Origin of the sequence: Pseudomonas brassicacearum, assembly GCF_003732265.1 — a bacterium.
Taxonomy (GTDB): domain Bacteria; phylum Pseudomonadota; class Gammaproteobacteria; order Pseudomonadales; family Pseudomonadaceae; genus Aquipseudomonas; species Aquipseudomonas brassicacearum_D.
In genome coordinates this window covers 1-678 of sequence record NZ_MOBK01000326.1, presented here as the reverse complement: position 1 = coordinate 678, position 678 = coordinate 1, and the positions used below count along the sequence as shown (strand labels likewise).

General features: G+C 61.4%; 1 protein-coding gene. It reads right to left on the bottom strand.

Going from position 1 to position 678, the window contains the following annotated elements:
* Nucleotides 1-678, bottom strand: a 678-nt coding sequence (locus BK660_RS31520) for an immunoglobulin-like domain-containing protein (RefSeq protein WP_185045324.1), incomplete at both ends; no start/stop codon positions are given.

The following is a 678-nucleotide window of genomic DNA, read 5'->3' as shown; positions in this document are numbered from 1 at the left end:
GCCACCGCTTACCTCGGTGATTGCATTGGTGATCGGTGCGTGACCGGTCAATGCATCGTTCGGGGCGATGGTGGTTGCGGTGCCGGTGGTTTTGCCGACTTCGATGGTGATGTTCTGGCCGTTTGCCAGGGTGACGACGAGAGGCGAGCCGGTCACTGGAGCGCCGACAGTGGCGGTGTAAGTGACGGTGCTGCCTTCAGCGACCGACGTATCAGCCGTCAGTTTGACGGTCGAGGTGTCGATGGTGTCAGTCACTTCGGTGACGGCTGGAACCGTGCTCGGCACCAGGTTCTCGAAGTTGCCACCGGTAGCGGTGGAGATCGTCGCTTCGACTTTGCCCGCGTCTTTGTAGACGTCATCGGCCGGAGCTGGAACGGTCACAGTGCCAGTGGTTTTACCGGCTTCGATGGTGATTACCGCGCCATTAGACAGCGTCACGGTGACTGGCGAGCCAGCCGCGTTGGTCAGCGTCGCGGTGTAGATGATCGAACCACCTTCCGCAACAGTGCCGGTCGCAGTCAGCGACAGGTCAGTGGTGTCGACGGTGTCGGTGACATTGGTCGAAACCGGCGTCTTGTCCGCCACCAGATTTTCGAAGTTGCCGCCGCTTACCTCGGGGATCGCATTGGTGATCGGCGCGTGGCCGGTCAATGCATCGTTCGGCGCGATGGTGGTCGC